Annotated in this window: 15 protein-coding genes; 12 read left to right on the forward strand and 3 right to left on the reverse strand. The window is 35.6% G+C overall.

Annotation, left to right across the window (positions count from 1 at the left end; translation table 11 throughout):
- Positions 1-3,123 (reverse strand): SusC/RagA family TonB-linked outer membrane protein, encoded by a 3,123-nt coding sequence (locus tag CSC80_RS08595; RefSeq protein ID WP_091608671.1) that lies wholly within the window; start codon positions 3,121-3,123, stop codon positions 1-3.
- A 322-nt stretch (positions 3,124-3,445) separates the two neighbouring features.
- On the opposite strand from CSC80_RS08595, the gene CSC80_RS08600 reads away from it, so the two are divergent.
- From CSC80_RS08600 to CSC80_RS08630, 7 genes are read left to right on the forward strand one after another with little or no spacing between them, the layout of a single operon-like run.
- Positions 3,446-4,468 carry a LacI family DNA-binding transcriptional regulator gene (locus CSC80_RS08600; RefSeq protein ID WP_058104994.1) on the forward strand — a complete coding sequence of 341 codons (1,023 nt, stop codon included), beginning with the start codon at positions 3,446-3,448 and terminating at the stop codon, positions 4,466-4,468.
- A gap of 13 nt (positions 4,469-4,481) precedes the next feature.
- Positions 4,482-5,144 carry a beta-phosphoglucomutase gene (gene pgmB, locus CSC80_RS08605; protein WP_099191051.1) on the forward strand — a complete coding sequence of 221 codons (663 nt, stop codon included), beginning with the start codon at positions 4,482-4,484 and terminating at the stop codon, positions 5,142-5,144.
- Positions 5,145-5,196: 52 nt separating this feature from the next.
- Entirely contained in the window at positions 5,197-7,500 is a 2,304-nt protein-coding gene (locus tag CSC80_RS08610; RefSeq protein ID WP_099191053.1) for a glycoside hydrolase family 65 protein, read from the forward strand.
- A 38-nt stretch (positions 7,501-7,538) separates the two neighbouring features.
- A complete protein-coding gene (locus CSC80_RS08615; protein ID WP_099191055.1) occupies positions 7,539-9,314 on the forward strand; it encodes an alpha-amylase family glycosyl hydrolase in 1,776 nt (591 codons plus the stop codon).
- A gap of 58 nt (positions 9,315-9,372) precedes the next feature.
- On the forward strand, positions 9,373-10,065 hold the full coding sequence (locus CSC80_RS08620; protein WP_099191057.1) for a glycerophosphodiester phosphodiesterase family protein: 693 nt from the start codon (positions 9,373-9,375) through the stop codon (positions 10,063-10,065).
- Positions 10,065-11,345, forward strand: a complete 1,281-nt coding sequence (locus CSC80_RS08625; RefSeq protein ID WP_099191060.1) for an NAD(P)/FAD-dependent oxidoreductase — start codon at positions 10,065-10,067, stop codon at positions 11,343-11,345. The genes CSC80_RS08620 and CSC80_RS08625 overlap by 1 nt, the downstream gene beginning before the upstream one ends.
- 1 nt (position 11,346) lies before the next feature.
- A complete protein-coding gene (locus tag CSC80_RS08630; RefSeq protein WP_099191062.1) occupies positions 11,347-11,886 on the forward strand; it encodes a DUF1697 domain-containing protein in 540 nt (179 codons plus the stop codon).
- On the opposite strand, the gene CSC80_RS08635 is transcribed toward CSC80_RS08630, so the two are convergent.
- Complete coding sequence (locus CSC80_RS08635; RefSeq protein WP_058105001.1) at positions 11,883-12,356, reverse strand: TspO/MBR family protein; 474 nt, start codon at positions 12,354-12,356, stop codon at positions 11,883-11,885. The two genes, CSC80_RS08630 and CSC80_RS08635, sit on opposite strands and share 4 nt — an antisense overlap.
- A gap of 81 nt (positions 12,357-12,437) precedes the next feature.
- Here CSC80_RS08635 and mvaD point away from each other — a divergent pair, with 81 nt between their 5' ends.
- From mvaD to CSC80_RS08660, 5 genes are all read left to right on the forward strand, one after another.
- A complete protein-coding gene (gene mvaD, locus CSC80_RS08640) occupies positions 12,438-13,520 on the forward strand; it encodes a diphosphomevalonate decarboxylase (protein ID WP_099191064.1) in 1,083 nt (360 codons plus the stop codon).
- 146 nt (positions 13,521-13,666) lie between these two features.
- Positions 13,667-14,605: a mevalonate kinase gene (locus CSC80_RS08645; RefSeq protein WP_099191066.1), complete on the forward strand. Its 939-nt coding sequence runs from the start codon at positions 13,667-13,669 to the stop codon at positions 14,603-14,605.
- A gap of 12 nt (positions 14,606-14,617) precedes the next feature.
- Entirely contained in the window at positions 14,618-15,523 is a 906-nt protein-coding gene (locus tag CSC80_RS08650) for a geranylgeranylglycerol-phosphate geranylgeranyltransferase (protein WP_074670131.1), read from the forward strand.
- A 75-nt stretch (positions 15,524-15,598) separates the two neighbouring features.
- Complete coding sequence (locus tag CSC80_RS08655) at positions 15,599-16,441, forward strand: S4 domain-containing protein (protein ID WP_071340436.1); 843 nt, start codon at positions 15,599-15,601, stop codon at positions 16,439-16,441.
- A gap of 34 nt (positions 16,442-16,475) precedes the next feature.
- Positions 16,476-17,537 (forward strand): putative zinc-binding metallopeptidase, encoded by a 1,062-nt coding sequence (locus CSC80_RS08660; protein ID WP_099191068.1) that lies wholly within the window; start codon positions 16,476-16,478, stop codon positions 17,535-17,537.
- On the opposite strand, the gene CSC80_RS08665 is transcribed toward CSC80_RS08660, so the two are convergent.
- Positions 17,534-18,460, reverse strand: a complete 927-nt coding sequence (locus CSC80_RS08665) for a PorP/SprF family type IX secretion system membrane protein (RefSeq protein WP_074670127.1) — start codon at positions 18,458-18,460, stop codon at positions 17,534-17,536. The two genes, CSC80_RS08660 and CSC80_RS08665, sit on opposite strands and share 4 nt — an antisense overlap.
- Positions 18,461-18,462 lie beyond the last annotated feature (2 nt).

An 18,462-nucleotide genomic window follows, 5' to 3' on the forward strand; every position in this document is an offset into this window, starting at 1 on the left:
TTAAAATGATGCATTAATACCAAAAGTGAATGTTCTTGGTCTTGGGTAAGAACCATAATCAATTCCTCTTGATGGTACACCAGAACCTAAATCCCCAGTGTTGGCAGTAACCTCTGGGTCTAAACCACTATAATCAGTGATTAAGAAAAGATTTTGCCCTGTAATTGAAAAACGCAAAGAGTTTAATGCACCTTCACCAGATAATGGAACATTGTACCCAATACTAGCATTTTGGAAACGTACAAAATCTCCTTTTTCCAAGAAACGTGTAGAAGCATCGGCAGAAGCTCCAGGGTCTTCACCGCTTGTTAAAACACTTTGTGTAACGTTTCTAGAGTTAGAAAGTGCACCGGCTGTAAAGTATGCATTTTCAGTGTTGTTATATACTGAGAATCCAAACTGACCTTGGAAGAATACAGAAGCATCAAAATCCTTAACTTTTAAGTTTAAGCTTAAACCTGTTGTAATATCTGGTAAAGCATCTTCACCAACAAAGGTTTTGTCTTGGAAAGGATCACCGACACCATTCCCATCTACATCTTGGTATGTTGGAGTTCCGGCACTATCAAAACCTGTGAAAATTGGTAAGAAGTATGAATATAAAGATTGTCCTGATGCAAAACGTTGAGCAAAGGCGCCAGAAAGACCTGGACCATTAACCTCACCCGTGTCAATAAGGCCATCAAAATTTTGAACCTCATTGTCGTTATAGGCAATATTAAAATCTGCGGAAAAAGTAGCGTCATCAGTTCTTACGAAATCGTAAGCCAATGCAAATTCAATACCTTGGTTAATGATACTGGCATCAACATTCTGGAACTGGAACGGGTCAACTGCAGGTGCAGCTGGTGGAGTCTGTAAAAGAACATCTGTAGTTTCAGTTCTATAGATATCAATACTACCACTTAAACGATCATTGTTAAATCCAAAATCCAAACCTGCATTTAAGTTAAAAGAAGATTCCCATTTTAAGTCCGGTCTATCTGTAGCAACAATTGCTGTACCATTTGCGTTAATTTCAAGGTTTTGTTGAACTGTTAATCCTGAAAAACGTTGTCTTGCTACGAAGTTACCGTAACCTAAACCATCTTGGTTACCGGTGATACCCGCACTTAAACGTAATTTAAGGGTAGAAACGTTTTCGCCAACAAAATCTTCTTCGTTCATTTTCCAAGCAAATGCACCGGAAGGGAAATATCCGTATTGATTTTCAGGACCAAATCTGGAAGAACCATCAGCTCTCATTGTTGCCGTAAATAAATATTTGTCGTTCAATGTGTAATTCAATCTTGCAAAGAAAGACTGTAGTTCATCTGTATTGTCAAAAGAATCTGTAAAAACAGAAGTTACAGCGCTGTTAAGGCTTCTTCCTAATTCTTCTTGAGCTACAACTGTTGGTAATAATCTATTGATTAAAACTCCATTAGTGTTGGGTGCATAATACGCTTGCTGATAAGATCCGGTTACTGCATTCTGTAAGTCGTTAACCGCACTTCTTAAGTCTCTTCCCATAGCATTTAAATCACTAGTAGAATAACCTCTACCGCCAGAATTGAAACCAAAAGTTTGGAAATCTTGGTAACCAAAACCAACTAATGCCTCTAAACTAGAATTTTCAAATTCTTTGTTGTAGTTCACAGTAGCCTCTAAAGTTTTATTGTCTCTTTCTAAAACACCATAATTTCCACGACCTATATCTGAAACACCATTAATGTTGTTGATGTCTCTTGAGATAACAGATGTGTTAGAAGCTTCGGAAATGTCTATACCTGCATTTAATTTGGCAGAAATTTCAGGGGTAAAGTTGTATTGAACAGAACCGTTTAAAAGGTATCTGTTTGTATTGGTGATGTTCTGTGTATTGTCAAGTGCATTTTGCGGGTTAACATTTAAACCACCTGCATTAAAGCTTGAGCTAGCTGGCCATGTTGGGTTAGCGGCATAAGCTCCACCTAAAACATCACCTGCAGCACCTGCTTGTGCACTAATTGGTGCTTGAGAATCATTAATACGTGCAATAGACATTTGTAGTCCTAAAACTAACTTGTCTTCTAAGAATCTTTGGTTAAGATTTAATCTACCTGTAATTCTTTCTAAATCGGAATTTTCAACGATACCAAATTGTTTGCCATATCCAAAAGTAGCTCTTACGTTACCACTACCGTAGTTTTTAGAATAAGAAAGGTTTTGGTTTTGAGAAGCAGTTGATCTCAATACCACTTGTTGCCAATCTGTATTAGCTCCAAAATTTACCGCACTTGCATCACCACCTACAGAAGTTACACCAGATAAAAATTCAGATGCATCTAAAAGGTCAAAAGTATTGGCAGCCTTAGATATACTTAAAGAGCTAGAGAAGTCCCACACGCCTTGGCTACTTCCTTTACCACTCTTAGTAGTAATAATAACGACACCGTTAGCACCACGCGAACCGTAGATTGCCGTTGCTGATGCATCTTTTAAAATACTGATGCTTTCAATGTCATTTGGGTTAATAAAGTTCAATGGGTTTTTAACGGCACTTTGACCAAAACCGGTCTCACCTTGTGGAGATGTATCTCCTCCACCCAATGGAACACCATCTACCACGAACAATGGATTGTTATTGGCACGTACAGAGTTAGAACCTCTAATGTTAATTTGAATACCGGCACCAGGTTCACCACTTGTTTCTTGAATGTTGACACCTGCAGTTTTACCTTGGATCAGTTGTTCTGGTGAAGCAATGTTACCACCGTTAAAATCTTCCGCAGTAACCGCTGTTACGGATCCGGTTGCATCTTTTACGGTAGTTGTACCATAACCAATAATTACAACCTCTTCCAATGCTTCAGCATCTTCTTCTAAAGTAAAATTGATTGAAGTTCTACCGTTTACCGCTACTTCTTGAGTCTTGTAGCCAATGTAACTTACAATAAGTACTGCACCTTCTTCAGCGGTCAAAGTATAATTACCGTCAAAATCGGTTTGTGTACCGTTCGTAGTCCCCTTTACAAGAACACTAGCTCCTGGTAAAGGTCCACTTGCATCTGAAACAGTTCCAGATACTTCTTGTGCCTGCAAGAATCCAAAGCATAAAAATGCTCCAAGAACCAACAGACTTTTTAGGAATGTAATCTTCATAAATTGTTAATTTAAGTTGAGTTAATTTAATTTCAAATGTTAAAAATATGTAAAAAGACGTGTGAATGGTAGAAAGCTTAAATATAAAGTTTTACGAAAACGGTTTCGTGTTGATAACTTTTAATTTTTGCGAGTATAATGAATGTTAAAAGGACTTTTTGTTATATTCATAATTATATATCTGTATTAATATGAAAATATGATTATTCTACAAATATATAAAATTTAGATTTTTGAATATATTTACCGTTTTCATCCTCATGGTAAACTTTAACTTTTAGAAGAGATTAAGTTCTTATCTTAAATTTTTAAACCTTCTATCTTGAAACCAAAAATTACTTTAAAAGACATTGCAAGAGAATTAGACGTATCAATTTCTACCGTTTCCAAAGCACTAAAGAATAGCAAAGAAATCAGTAAGGAAACAAAGGACAAAATAAAGGCTTTTGCAAAATTCTACAATTATAGACCAAATAATATAGCTCTAAGTTTAAAAAATAAAAGAACAAAAAATATTGGTGTTGTTATTCCGGATATAGTACATCATTTTTTTACTACGGTTTTTAGGGGTATTGAGAAATATGCGAATGCTATGGGGTATAATGTCATAGTATGCATTTCCGATGAGTCTTATGATAAAGAGGTCATAAACATGGAAATGTTGGCAAATGGAAGTATTGATGGTTTTATTCTTTCATTAAGCGCTGAAACACAAAAAAAGAACGATTTCACCCATTTAAAAGAATTGCTTGATCAAGGGATCCCAATAGTACTTTTTGATCGTATAACTACTGAAATAGATTGTGATAAAGTTATTTTAAACGATTTTGAAGCTGCCGGTGATTCCGTAACACATTTTGTTAAGGCTGGTGCAGTAAAAATAGCTTTAATAACCACAGAAAAGTATTTTAACGTAAGTGAAAGTAGAAAGGAAGGTTATTTAGCAGCTTTGAAATTAAATAATATAGCATTAGATGATCGTTTAATTTTAACACTACCCCATGATCGGGATAATACAAATTTAATAACCGAATTTTTTCAGAATAATGACGTTGATGCAGTATTATGTGTTAATGAGATATTCGCCATTCAATGCATGAGTGTAATTCAGCATTTAGGATACACCGTTCCAGATGATATTTCGATAATCGGTTTTACCGACGGTATACTCTCTAGGTATTCATCGCCCCAATTAAGTACTGTGGCGCAGCATGGTGAGAAAATGGGAGAACTAGCGGCCAAACTATTGATCCAAAGAATGGAATCTGTAGAGTTAGTAGAGGAGCCGTTTAAGACAGAAGTTATTAATGCAACTTTGGTAAAACGGGGTTCAACAATTAATTAATAGTTATAATACAATGGGTAAAGTAGGTTTTATATTTGATTTGGACGGTGTTATTGTGGATACCGCTAAATATCATTATTTGGCATGGCGTAAGCTGGCAAACGAATTGGGTTTTGAATTTACCAAAGAACAAAATGAACTTTTTAAGGGCGTAAGTAGAAAAAGGTGTTTGGAAATTCTTTTGGATATAGGTAATGTCAAGGCTACACAAAAACAATTTGATACTTGGATGATAGAGAAGAATGTAGATTACCTGGCCTATATTGAAAAGATGGACGCTAGCGAAATTCTACCAGACGTACCAAGGGTATTAAATTTTTTAAAGGAAAGAAATATTCCTATTGCCTTGGGTTCTGCCAGTAAAAATGCGCAACCTATATTGGAAAAAGTAGGTCTCTTACCATATTTTGATAGCATTGTAGATGGTAACAACGTTACCAAAGCAAAACCAGACCCAGAAGTGTTTTTAATTGCCGCGGACAACCTAAAAGTTAAACCGGAATTATGTGTGGTTTTTGAAGATGCCGTAGCGGGTATTCAAGCAGCTAATGCGGCAGATATGGTCAGCATTGGAATTGGGGATCCAGATATTCTTAATGAAGCGCAGTATAATTTTAAGGATTTCACAGAAATAGACAATCAGTTTTTGGAATTATTATTAAATAAAAATAAATAAAGATAGCTATAGCTAGTTGCTTTATTTTTGATCGTAACACAACAAGAAACTAATGAATCAAGATTATATAAAACCAGATAAATGGTGCATTATTGAAGAAGGGTTTGATAAGGAAAATGTCAAATCCTCTGAAAGTATTTTTAGCATCGGTAACGGCGCCATGGGGCAACGTGCCAATTTTGAGGAAACCTATTCAGGAGATACTTTTCAAGGTAGTTATATTGCCGGGGTATATTATCCAGATAAGACCAGGGTAGGTTGGTGGAAAAATGGTTACCCGGAGTATTTTGCCAAGGTTTTAAATGCACCCAATTGGATTGGCATCAATATTAAAATAAATGGCGAAGAATTAGATATAGCCACTTGCAAAAAAGTTTCGAACTTTAGACGGGAGTTAAATATGAAAGAAGGCGTGTATACACGTAGCTTTTTGGCGGTAACTTCAAATAATGTGGAAATTGAAGTTGTGGTAAAGCGATTTTTGAGTTTGGAGATAGATGAAGTAGGTGCTATTTCATATCAAATCAAAGTATTGAATGCCAATGCATCCTTGGTGTTTGAGCCATATCTTGACAGTGGTATTACCAATGAGGACAGTAATTGGGACGACAAATTTTGGAATACCACAAATGTAAGTATCGAAGAAAATCGTGCGTTTATTGAAGCGCACACTATGAAAACGGAATTTAAGACCTGCACCTTTATGCAGGCTTCTTTAGATTATGAGGGTGCCACAGTTGTAGGTGTTGCATCGGAAAAGACGGATAATTTCGTTTCATTGAAATTTGAACAGGAGGTAGAGGCTAACTCAACTGTAACTTTAACAAAGTTTGGTGGTTATACCGTTACACGAAATCACCCAAACGACTCGTTGAAGCAAGTTGCTCATAATAAACTCAGTGAAGTAAGTGAAATTGGCTTTGAAGGGCTTTTACAAAAACAGAAAGAGGCTTGGGCGGCAATTTGGGAAATGAGCGATATTGTCATTGAAGGTGATATAAAAGCGCAGCAAGGAATTCGTTTTAATATTTTTCAATTGAACCAAACGTACTTGGGGACCGATTCTACATTAAACATAGGACCTAAAGGTTTTACCGGTGAAAAATATGGTGGTAGTACGTATTGGGATACAGAGGCATATTGTATTCCTTTCTATATGGCTACCAAAGATGATAAAGTGGCTAGAAAACTATTAAAGTATCGCTACAATCATTTAGAAAAGGCTATTGAAAATGCTAGGAAATTAGGCTTTTCAAACGGTGCGGCATTATATCCAATGGTGACTATGAATGGCGAGGAATGCCATAATGAATGGGAAATTACCTTTGAAGAAATACATAGAAATGGAGCCATAGCCTTTGCAATTCACAACTATTTTAGATATACCGGTGATTATAGCTACATACCAGAAATGGGCTTAGAGGTTTTAATAGGCATTTCAAGGTTTTGGCATCAGCGTGTTAATTTGTCAAAAGACAAAAATAAATATGTAATGTTAGGGGTTACGGGTCCTAATGAGTATGAGAATAATGTCAATAATAACTGGTATACCAACTATTTGGCAAAATGGTGTATAAACTATACGTTGACCCAATTAGATAAGGTTAAGAGCGGTTATCCGGATGATTACCATAGGGTTGTGGGCAAAACCAAACTTACCGATAGGGAATGTGAAAAGTGGAAGAAGGTTGCCAATAAAATGTATTTCCCTTATTCAAAGGAATATGGTGTTTTCTTGCAACAAGATGGCTTTTTGGATAAAGAATTGGTTAAAGTGGATGATTTGCCAAAATCTGAAAGACCTATTAACCAAAAATGGAGTTGGGATCGTATTTTAAGATCACCTTATATAAAACAGGCAGATGTGCTGCAAGGTTTTTATTTCTTTGAAGAGGATTTCTCTACAGAAGACCTGGAGAGGCATTTTGATTTCTACGAACCTTTTACCGTTCATGAATCTTCCTTGTCCCCTTGTGTGCACAGTATTCAGGCAGCTAAATTGGGTAGAATGGAGCAAGCATATAATTTTTATTTAAGAACATCTAGATTAGATTTAGATGATTATAATAAGGAGGTAGAAGAAGGCTTGCACATTACGTCTATGGCTGGTACTTGGATGAGTATTGTTGAAGGTTTTGGTGGTATGCGTGTGGTAAACGATAAATTATCGTTTAAACCTCAGATTCCAAATCAGTGGAATGCATATTCATTTAAGGTTAATTTTAGAAATCGGATCATAAAAGTGAACGTAACCGCTGATTGTACCACTTTTCAATTAATTGGAACAAAAGAAGTTTCTATTCGTGTCAATGGTAAAAAAGTAGAGTTGTTTCCAGATGAGTTGATCACCGTATAGTTTCTTGCTGTAGTTAGTACTAAAAATTAAAATGCCCCATGAATCATAAAATTGTTATTTACCATGTATTTACCAGGTTGTTCGGAAATACGAATACCAATAATAAGCCTTGGGGCACTATTGAGGAGAATGGGGTAGGCAAGTTTGCTGATTTTAATAAAAAGGCACTAACGGAAATTAAGAATTTGGGTGTTACCCACATTTGGTATACCGGGGTACCGCATCATGCCGTAATAAATGATTATACTGAAATAGGAATATCAAATGATGATCCAGATGTAGTCAAGGGCAGGGCTGGTTCTCCTTATGCTGTTAAGGACTATTACAATGTTAACCCAGATTTGGCTAAAAATCCATCAAATAGATTAAAAGAGTTCAAATCACTTATTGAGCGTACACATAAGGCCGGCATGAAGGTGATTATAGATATTGTGCCTAATCATGTAGCTAGAAAGTATGAGGGGAAAACTAATCCAAAGGGTGTTTCTGATTTTGGTTTTGGAGATGATACATCCGTAGAGTATCAAAAGGACAATAATTTTTATTACATCCCGGGGACGGAATTTAAAACTCCACAATGGCGAGATGGTTATGTTCCCTTAGGTGGAGATGCTCCAAACTTTTCCTATCCAAAATTAGAAGAGATTCCTGCAAAGTGGACAGGTAATGGTTCTCGTAGTCCGCAACCGGATATGAACGATTGGTATGAAACTGTACGCATCAATTATGGGGTAAGACCAGATGGCGGACTGGATTTTGATATGCTGCCGAACGATTATGGAGAAAAAGACCATAAAGAACATTTTGAGTATTGGAAGAAAAAAGTAGTGCCAAGTTCTTGGAGAAAATTTAAGGATATTGCTTTGTATTGGTTAAATATGGGTGTTGACGGTTTTAGGTATGATATGGCAGAAATGGTCCCTGTTGAATTCTGGAGTTACTTGAATTCATCTATTAAAATGAAAAATCCCGATGCTTTTTTAATGGCAGAAGTCTATAATCCAGATTTGTATAGAACATATATTCATAAGGGGAAAATGGACTATCTATATGATAAAGTGGATTTTTATGATGGACTTAAACATATTATGAAAGGCTATGGTTGGTCTGATCACTTACCGGTTGTACAAAATGGTTTACGAGATATAGAGCATCATATGCTCCACTTTTTAGAAAACCATGATGAGCAGCGTATTGCTAGTCCAGAATTTGTTGGTAATGCAGAAATTGGGAGACCGGCAATGGTTGTTTCCGCTACCATAAGTACATCGCCCACTATGATTTATTTTGGGCAAGAAGTAGGTGAGCCGGCAGCAGAACATGCAGGTTTTGGTAGTCCGTCAAGAACTTCTATTTTTGATTATATAGGCGTGCCGCATCACCAAAGGTGGGTCAATGATAAAAAATTTGATGGCGGCCAATCTAGCCCCAAAGAAGCCGCTTTGCGAGATTTTTACAAACGTTTGTTGAACATCACTATCAGTAGTGAAGCTTTAATGGGTGCGTACAGAGAGATTCATTTCTACAATAAAGAAATTACCGAAAACTATAATCACCGTGTATTGTCCTATGTCCGTTGGTCGGAAAATCAAAAATTAATAATAGTCTCAAATTTTGATGTTAATGACCATTTTTCGTTCGACTTAAAAATACCTGTAGATTTGGTGAATCTTTGGAAGTTAAAAGAAGGAATTTATCCACTGAACGATGCTCTTTACGGTCATGTGAATTCTTTACGTATAGAAAATGGTGAAGGTCATATTTCAATTAACCTAAATCCTTTAGAATCCTTTATTTTTGAATTAAAATCATAAACCCATGCTTTATAGAATTATCCTGGCTTTTATTTGTTTAACCTTAGCATCATGTCATATGAAAAAAGAACCTTTAGTCATTGGTCATAGAGGAGCCATGGGCCACGAAACTGAAAATACCTTGCCATCCATTCAAAAGGCATTGGATCTTGGGGTTGATATGATAGAGATCGATGTTTTTAAAATAAAAAGTGGGGAAGTAGTAGTTTTTCATGATGATAAGCTTGATCGAATTACTAATGCACCTGGCAACATTGAAGATTATTATATAGTAGATTTAATGCAGGTAATTGTTGATGGGGGGCATAAAATACCCATGCTGCAAGAGGTATTAAAACTCATTGATAATAAAGTGGCATTAAACATAGAGCTAAAAGGTGCTGGTACGGCAGATAGGGTAAATCATATTATGAAATATTACATTGAGCAGAAAAATTGGTCGCCCGATAATTTTATTATTTCCAGCTTTAATTGGGATGAGTTGAAGGATATGCGCAAATATAATTCTAATGTTGCCATTGCTGTATTAACGGAAGAAGACCCTTTAGAAGCAATACCAGTGGCAAAAGAGTTGAATGCAGTGGCCATTAATCCGTATTTCAAGAAATTAGATGAGGAAAAAGCCGAAGCAATACATGATGCCGGGTTTAAAATTTATACATGGACGGTAAATGAACCTGCAGATATTGAAGCAATGAAAAATGTAGGTGTAGATGGCATAATTACCAACTTTCCTGAACGAGTAAATTAATGCATGATGTTCTGGTCATTGGTGGCGGTGCAGCCGGTTTTTATGCAGCCATTCATATAGCTGAGAGTAGACCGCAAACCAAAATTGCAATTTTAGAGCGAGGTAAGGAAGTACTCACAAAGGTAAAAGTCTCTGGTGGTGGGCGTTGTAATGTAACCCATGCTGAATTTAATCCTGTAGATCTAAGCAAAAACTATCCACGGGGCCAAAAAGAGTTATTGGGTCCTTTTCATACCTACGCAAGTGGAGATACTGTCGGATTTTTTGAGGAACGTGGCGTTGCCCTAAAAATTGAGGAAGATGGTAGAATGTTCCCGGTCACCAATTCTTCACAAACCATTATTGATTGTTTTCTTTCAGAGGCGGATAGATTAGGTGTTCAGGTAAAAACACTTTGTTCTGTAACCGGTATAGAGCAAATTAAAGAGGAGGAAGGGGTAATATGGAAGGTTGCCATTGGTGATGGTCATATGTATTGTAAAAAGCTCATTTTAGCTACTGGCAGCAATCCAAAAATGTGGAATTATGTACAAGCGTTAGGGCATAGTATTGTTCAGCCGGTTCCTTCGTTATTCACTTTTAATATTAAAGATGAGCGTATTTCGGATATTCCTGGTGTGGCTACACATGCAGAGGTCAAAGTGATACCTAAAAAGAATATTAGCAAAAAGAAAGTAAAACTAAAACCAGATACTGCAGTTTTAACTTCAGAAGGACCTTTGTTAATAACACATTGGGGTATGAGCGGACCCGCTATTTTAAAATTATCCGCTTGGGGAGCAAGAATTTTAGAGCAGTACAATTATCAGTTTAAAATACAGGTAAATTGGGCCCCGGAATATCATCATGATGGGTTATTGGAATTATTTCTTAAGGTAAAGCAGGTAGAAAAGAAGACCGTTCTAAGAACCAAGGTATTGGATTTACCTAAGCGCCTGTGGGTTAATTTAGTGAAAGCCTCTAATATAGATGATACCTTAACATGGCCCGAAGTTTCAAAACAACAGTTGTCAAATTTGGCGGCACAATTAACAGCGGGTATATTTCAAGTAAATGGAAAAAGCACTTTTAAAGAAGAATTTGTAACGGCAGGTGGTGTAGATTTAAAGGAAATCAACTTTAAGACTTACGAAAGTAAAATACTAACTAATCTTTATTTTGCTGGTGAAATTATAAATGTGGACGCTATTACTGGCGGATTCAATTTTCAGAATGCGTGGACCGGAGGTTATATTGCGGCCCAAGGTGTAGTTAACGATCTAAATACAAATTTTGAATAATATGAACACCTATATTGTATTTTTAAGAGGCATTAATGTAAGTGGCAAGCATAAGATTCAAATGGAGGAGCTAAAAGAATTGCTCTCCAAGCAAAAATTGGAAGATGTTAAAACGTACATACAAAGTGGTAACGTGGTATTTAAAAGTGGATTGGAAAATTCTAAAGAATTAGAAAATCTGATTTCTAAGGCAATTCTCAGCCATTTTAATTTTAAAGTTCCTGTCATAGTGATGACCATTTCTAAATTAAAAGAAATATTAGATCGGAATCCGTTTAAAACAGATGATGAGAATTTGCAAAAACAAAATTACTTTGTTCTGCTGAATGAGATACCAAACGTAGAAGCTGTAGATAAGTTAAGCAAAGAGACATTTAAAACTGAGGATTTTTTAGTTGCCAATGACTGTATGTATCTAAAATGTACAGCGGGTTATGGTAAAGCAAAATTGAATAATAATTATGTTGAGCGTAAGTTGAAAGTTGAGGCAACCACTAGAAATTACAGGACAATGAGTAAGCTGTTAGAACTGTCCAATTAGTTCAATTCCCATATTTTAAAATTTAGGGCCGTAGCAAAGCATACCCATAAGAAATATGGAGTCAATAGATATGCTGCAAATTTACTGACTACCTTAAACCATTTTATAGTAAGTGCCAGAACAATTAATAGCGCTACAATGATCAATAGGGCCAATAAGGGCTGTTTAAGTCCAAAAAAAACAATGCTCCATAAACCGTTTAAGAGTAATTGAAATCCAAAATGATAAAGTCCGGTCTTAACCCATTTATGGTGAAAACCTTTTGCCCAGACCCAACCAGCAGAAATACCCATCATAATGTAGAGTACACTCCAAACGGGGGCAAAAATCCAATTAGGTGGATTAAAACTTGGCTTGTTCAGTGTTAAATACCAGCTATTTACAGAGCTCTGCGTAACTACACTACTCAAGAAACCTATAGTAGAGCATATTACTATGCCGATAAATATGTAGGTAAGCTTTCTTTTCAATTGGCTAGTGTTTAGCTCTAAAATAAGGATTTATTTTAATTGATAGCCCTAAAAACTATATTTGCACAAATTGAAAATTCAATGTCAGAAAAAGATTTTATTCCATCATCATATATTACATTGAAAGAAGAAGGTATTGTTGGGTATACATCACCTAGCAATATTGCATTGGTTAAATACTGGGGAAAAAGGGAGAATCAAATACCTGCCAATCCGTCTATAAGTTTTACGCTGGCCGCTTGTATGACCAAAACCAGTGTAGAATACAAGAAAAAAATAAGAAAGGATGACGAATTCTCTTTGGATCTATTTTTTGAAGATCAGCCAAAAGAAGAGTTTAAACCAAAGATTAAAACATTCTTAAAAAGGATAGAAAAATATCTTCCTTTCTTAAAAGAATATCATTTGGTCATAAAAACATCAAATACATTTCCGCACAGTAGTGGTATTGCTTCATCTGCCAGTGGAATGTCTGCTTTAGCTTTGTGTTTTATGGAAATGGAAAGGACTTTTTCAGCACCAATTACTGATGATTTTTTCAACAATAAGGTATCCTTTATATCGCGCTTAGGGTCTGGTAGTGCATGCCGAAGTATTGAAGGTCCTTTGGTGCAGTGGGGAGAAACCTCTTCGGTTGAAGGTAGTTCAAATTTGTTTGGGGTTAAATATCCCTACAAAGTACATGATATTTTCAATAATTTTCATGATACCATTTTGTTGGTAGACAAAGGGGAGAAACAAGTAAGTAGTACAGTTGGTCATGAGCTTATGCATGGTCATCCGTTTGCATCGCAAAGATTTGAACAAGCTCATGAGAATTTAGATAAGCTGCGTACAATATTGGCAGAGGGTAACTTAAATGATTTTATAGGTATAGTAGAAAGTGAGGCACTTACTTTACATGCTATGATGATGACTAGTAATCCTTATTTTATTTTAATGAAACCCAATACACTTTCTATTATAAATGAAATTTGGAAGTTTAGACAAACATCCAATACCCATGTTTGTTTTACATTAGATGCAGGGGCAAATGTCCATGTGCTATACCCTGAAAATGAAAAAGATATCGTTTTTCCGTTTATTAAAGAGAAGTTAATTTCTTTTTGTCAAAATGGGCAGTATATTTGTGATCGAATTGGTCTGGGTGCTAAGAAGTTGTAAATGATTTGCACACTATTTGTGTGCAACCTACGTTTGTAAAAAGAACGGTTTTACTATTTTGTTTAACCTTTTTGGGTAAAACGTTCAACTTTATGTGTTTCTTTGACTATATTTATATAAGTTCAATGCTTGCTTAGTTATTAAAAATGAAAGGACCTTTATTTTATTCAAAAATTCTTCTCTTCGGGGAGTATGGCATTATTAAAGATTCCAAAGGCTTATCCATACCTTATATTTTTTATAAAGGGGCCTTAAAATCTGACGCAAGTGTTTCTAAAGAAGCAACAAAATCTAACAAGAGTTTAGAGGCTTTTGCCCTGTATTTGGAAAAGTTGACCATAGATGAGCCTAAATTGGTATCATTTGATTTGGATACTTTAAAGTCGGATGTTGCAGCGGGTATGTATTTTGATAGTTCAATACCACAGGGGTATGGCGTAGGTAGTAGTGGTGCTTTGGTTGCAGCAATCTATGATAAGTATGCTCAACATAAAATTACCGTTCTTGAAAATTTAACCAGAGAGAAATTGTTGAAACTAAAAACGATATTCGGTAAAATGGAGTCGTTTTTCCATGGTAAGTCCTCTGGCCTTGATCCTTTGAACAGTTATTTAAGTTTGCCCATTCTCATTAACTCTAAGGATAATATTGAATCAACAAGTATTCCATCACAGAATGCAGAAGGTAAAGGAGCTGTATTTTTATTGGATAGCGGTATTATTGGTGAGACCGCTCCTATGGTTCAGATTTTCATGGAGCAAATGAAGAATGATGGATTTAGAAGTATGTTGAAAAACCAATTTATAAAACATACGGATGCTTGTGTAGAAGACTTTGTAAATGGTAACATAAAATCCCTGTTCGGTAATTTAAAACAGCTATCGCACGTAGTATTGGATAACTTTAAGCCAATGATACCGGCAAAATTCCATGATTTATGGAAAAAGGGTATAGACACCAATGACTATTACCTAAAATTGTGTGGTTCAGGTGGTGGTGGCTACATATTAGGGTTTACAGAGGATTTGGAAAAAGCTAAAACTGCGTTAAAAGATTATAAACTGGAAGTAGTTTATAATTTTTAGGTAATTTCCATAATGCTTAATAGAAAAAATAAGCTCTTACTGTTAAAGGTATTGAGTCTGTTTTCAGTAGTTAGGGGGTATAATATCTTAGTTATAGCTCTAGCGCAATATTTGGCATCCATTTATATACTTGCTCCTGAACTTCCGGTACGTAGAGTAGTATTGGATATTAATCTCTTTGTTATCGTATTGGCATCTGCTTTGGTTATTGCGGGTGGTTATATCATTAATAACTTTTATGATGCTGAAAAAGACCTCATAAATAAACCAAGAAAAAGTATGCTGGATCGTTTGGTAAGCCAACGGTTTAAGCTAACTACTTATTTTGTGTTGAATTTTATAGCGGTAATTGCGGCCAGTTATGTTTCATTTAAAGCTGTATTCTTTTTTTCCTCTTATATTTTTGGTATCTGGATCTACTCCCATAAGCTAAAAAGAATTCCGTTTTTAGGTAATTTTATTTCCGCCACATTAGCTATTACTCCTTTCTTTGTGGTGTTTATTTATTATAAGAACATACAGACGGTAATATTTGTGCATGCCGTATTTCTCTTTTTACTTATTCTTGCTCGAGAGATAATTAAGGATTTGGAAAATATCTCTGGTGACTTAGCACAGAATTATAGGACCATTCCTATTATTTATGGCGCAAGAACATCTAAACTATTGATCTCATTTTTAATTCTTTTGACTTTAGTACCGTCGTTATTATTGATTTTTAGATTTGATGTAGGCCACATGAATATCTATTTTATATTATGTGTTCTTCTATTACTGTTGTTTATAGTCTTATTGTTTAGGGCCAAGGCACGTAAAGATTATGTTTGGTTGCATAATATTCTCAAATTGATCATAGTAATGGGGGTGTTCAGTATTCTTCTTATTGACATAGACTTAGTTTTAAATAGAATATTGTAGTTGTTGGTAATATGTTGCATATAACTATTTGAACCGCAATGCAATTTGCTACCTTTGTGCAAAATTGGTACAATTATGAGCAGGGATGATTCTAGTAGAGGTAAGAAACCGTCAGGTAGGCAAGGTGGTAATTTTAAAAAAAAGAGCTACGCCCGTGGTAATTCGCCCATTAAAAAAAATGTAACTCCAAGTAAGCCGCAAGATCCTAATTCAATTCGATTGAATAAATACGTGGCCAATTCTGGTGTATGTTCTAGGAGAGATGCCGATATATACATTGCCGCCGGTAGTGTAACAGTAAATGGTAAGCCTGTAACCGAAATGGGTTACAAGGTAAAGTTAAGCGATGAAGTAAAATTCGATGGTCAATTATTGAATCCGGTCAAAAGAGAATACGTACTACTTAACAAGCCAAAAGACTTTGTTACCACCATTCGCGATGAAAGAGGTAAAAGACACGTTTCTGGATTAATATCAAGTGCTTCTAAGTCAAAATTACTTCCTGTAGATAAATTGGAAAAAGAACATACAGGTTTACTTTTGTTTACCAATGATGGTAATATGACCAAGACGTTAAAAAGCCCTATCAACGGTCTACGTAAAATATATCATTTAGTACTTGAGCAAGAATTACGAAGTGCCGATTTAAAGAAAATTCAAGAAGGGGTCGTTGTAGATGAAAAAGTAGTTCGTGTACAGGATATAAGTTTCATTGCAGATGCTCCCAAAAGGGAAGTTGGTATTGAAATTTATAGTTCTAGAAATAAAATTGTAGAGCGTTTGTTTGAAACCTTAGGATATAAAATCCAAAAATTGGATAGGGTAGTTTATGGTGGTCTTACCAAAAAAGATTTACCAAGAGGGCACTGGAGATATTTGACAGAACAAGAAATCATTAATTTCAAAATGATCAAATAGTACATGCTCCTTGTCTTAATAAAGGCTATAGGATATGAAATTATTTCAGTGTACCAATTGTAAGAGTACGGTTGTTTTTGAAAACAATACATGTTTAAACTGCGGTTTTAAACTGGGTTATTCATCATATTACAATAAAATTGTTTCTTTAGATCCAAGCGCTGCTAAATGGCAGGTTAAAGAACTGGATGGAAAGACCTATGAATATTGTGAGAACTATAAGCACACGGTCTGTAACTGGTTGGTTGACGTTTCTAGAGGTCGCAAATTCTGTCTTGCCTGTACCCTGAACAGAACAATTCCGCATCTTTTAGATGATGATAATCTTAAAAAATGGAAATATATAGAGGTTGCCAAGCACAGATTGGTATATCAATTATTGCGTTTTAGACTACCGGTAGTTAGCAAAACAATAGATGATGATAAAGGTTTTTGCTTTGATTTTTTGGAGAAAGATGAGCTTCCAGAAGAATCAAAAGGATTAAAAACGGGTCATGCAGATGGTGTAATTACCCTTATGATAGCGGAAGCGGATCCTGTTTTTCGCGAGCAGGTAAAACAGCAAATGGCAGAGCGGTATAGAACTTTGCTCGGTCATTTTAGACATGAGGTGGGACATTATTATTGGGATTTGCTAATTCGTGATAATCCGGAGGTATTAGCGGATTTTAGGAGCATTTTTGGTGATGAATCTCAATCGTATGCAGATGCATTGACCACCCATTATAATAATGGTCCAAAGGCAAATTGGCAACAAAGTTTTATAAGTAAATATGCATCATCCCACCCTTGGGAAGATTGGGCAGAAACGTGGTCCCATTACTTACACTTGACTGATGTATTGGAAACCGCCTATAATTTCGGTCTCAAATCAAATCCTAAAATAATTGCTAAGAAAAGCCTGAAAATGAATGCGGCTTTTGATCCATATACCGTTACTGATTTTAGTAGAATAATGGAAACAGGTATTCCCCTTTTATTTACACTTAATAGTATGAACCGTTCTTTGGGAGAAGATGATCCCTATCCGTTTATAATCTCAAAACCTGTTGAGAAAAAATTAGAGTTTATTCATAAATTGTTAAAAGGTATTTAATCTCTACTAAACCCTTGACCAAAACGATAGGTAGCAATAATACCATGGGTGTTCCCTAATGTAGAATTGTTAGTGGCTACATTGTAACTGTAAATTGCCCTTATATTTTTAAACAAGTATACACCAGCCAATAAATTTATTGATGAGTTGGACCTATAGCCTGTACCTAATTCAAAACGATTTTTAAAGCTTACGGCTATATTCATATCTATTTGAAAGGGCGCGCCATTTTCATATTTCAGCAATAAGTTGGGCTTTATCATTAGTTCTTCAAATTTATTGGAGAAAAAACGATAGCCTAAATATCCGTAATAGGGAACATTTATTTCTACGTTATCATCTGAAACGAGCATGTCGCCAATTACGTTAGGTGTTGAAAACCCTACATAAACGTCTGCCAGGTTCAATAAAAATCCAAGACCAATTGTTGGTACTGTAGCATTAATGTTCATTGCGAAATTAGGATCGTCCATTATTCCTAATTCCAATAAGTTATCTTGATATTGTTGTACTCCAGGTGAAATGGAAAATGATAATGAATTAGGAGTATAGATTTGCCAGTAGGGTCTATTCTTTTTTGTGTCAAAGAAAATTTTATAGGAGTATGTGGCAAATGCACTAGTTGAGGTGGTTACACCAATTTCATCTCTTATTAATCCTGCTCCTAAACCTATTTTACCTCGATTTAAAGGGGTGTGAAAACTTAATGCAAAGCTTTTGGGACTACCCTCAATTTGGTTAAAGGTGCCCGTGTTGCTAATGCCTATTTCTGCGCTTGGTGCCAATCCGGCAAAAGCGGAATTGACTAAATACGGGTTGTAATTATATTCCGAAAAAGTAGGGGTTTGCTGTGCTGAGCTGTAGTTGATCAGGGCAAAGCTAATTAACGCCATTAAAGCGATGTTCTTATATAAATTCTGCATGT

The sequence above is a fragment of the Maribacter sp. 6B07 genome (assembly GCF_002700155.1).
GTDB lineage: Bacteria > Bacteroidota > Bacteroidia > Flavobacteriales > Flavobacteriaceae > Maribacter > Maribacter dokdonensis.

What these genes read in the sequence shown, in the direction of transcription:
- CSC80_RS08595 (WP_091608671.1), bottom strand. Translation starts at nt 3,123, where the DNA reads ATGAAGATTACATTCCTAAAAAGTCTGTTGGTTCTTGGAGCATTTTTA.
- CSC80_RS08655 (WP_071340436.1), top strand. Translation starts at nt 15,599, where the DNA reads ATGAGCAGGGATGATTCTAGTAGAGGTAAGAAACCGTCAGGTAGGCAA.
- CSC80_RS08630 (WP_099191062.1), top strand. Translation starts at nt 11,347, where the DNA reads ATGAACACCTATATTGTATTTTTAAGAGGCATTAATGTAAGTGGCAAG.
- CSC80_RS08645 (WP_099191066.1), top strand. Translation starts at nt 13,667, where the DNA reads ATGAAAGGACCTTTATTTTATTCAAAAATTCTTCTCTTCGGGGAGTAT.
- CSC80_RS08660 (WP_099191068.1), top strand. Translation starts at nt 16,476, where the DNA reads ATGAAATTATTTCAGTGTACCAATTGTAAGAGTACGGTTGTTTTTGAA.
- CSC80_RS08625 (WP_099191060.1), top strand. Translation starts at nt 10,065, where the DNA reads ATGCATGATGTTCTGGTCATTGGTGGCGGTGCAGCCGGTTTTTATGCA.
- CSC80_RS08615 (WP_099191055.1), top strand. Translation starts at nt 7,539, where the DNA reads ATGAATCATAAAATTGTTATTTACCATGTATTTACCAGGTTGTTCGGA.
- CSC80_RS08665 (WP_074670127.1), bottom strand. Translation starts at nt 18,460, where the DNA reads ATGCAGAATTTATATAAGAACATCGCTTTAATGGCGTTAATTAGCTTT.
- mvaD (WP_099191064.1), top strand. Translation starts at nt 12,438, where the DNA reads ATGTCAGAAAAAGATTTTATTCCATCATCATATATTACATTGAAAGAA.
- CSC80_RS08620 (WP_099191057.1), top strand. Translation starts at nt 9,373, where the DNA reads ATGAAAAAAGAACCTTTAGTCATTGGTCATAGAGGAGCCATGGGCCAC.
- CSC80_RS08610 (WP_099191053.1), top strand. Translation starts at nt 5,197, where the DNA reads ATGAATCAAGATTATATAAAACCAGATAAATGGTGCATTATTGAAGAA.
- pgmB (WP_099191051.1), top strand. Translation starts at nt 4,482, where the DNA reads ATGGGTAAAGTAGGTTTTATATTTGATTTGGACGGTGTTATTGTGGAT.
- CSC80_RS08650 (WP_074670131.1), top strand. Translation starts at nt 14,618, where the DNA reads ATGCTTAATAGAAAAAATAAGCTCTTACTGTTAAAGGTATTGAGTCTG.